Consider the following 316-nt stretch of genomic DNA (forward strand, 5'->3'; position numbering starts at 1 on the left):
ACTCCATTGCTCGTAACGGCTTGCAGTGGTACAGGAATTTCAACCTGTTGTCATTCGACTACGCCTTTCGGCCTCGCCTTAGGTCCCGACTTACCCTGAGCGGACTAACCTTCCTCAGGAACCCATAGGCTTTCGGCGGATCAGATTCTCACTGATCTTCTCGTTACTCATACCGGCATTCTCACTTCTGTACAGTCCAGCAGTCCTCACGATCTACCTTCACTGCGTACAGAACGCTCCCCTACCCATGCACACAAGGTGCAAGTCATAGCTTCGGTGGTGTGGTTAGCCCCGTTTCATTTTCGGCGCAGAGTCA

At 52.5% G+C, this 316-nt stretch carries 1 rRNA gene; it reads right to left on the bottom strand.

Annotated elements, in window-relative coordinates:
• Window positions 1–316, bottom strand: a 23S ribosomal RNA gene (locus tag KVT34_RS30060); the annotation flags it as partial.

It is taken from the genome of Paenibacillus sp. GbtcB18, assembly GCF_019091125.1.
Lineage (GTDB): Bacteria > Bacillota > Bacilli > Paenibacillales > NBRC-103111 > Paenibacillus_F > Paenibacillus_F chitinolyticus.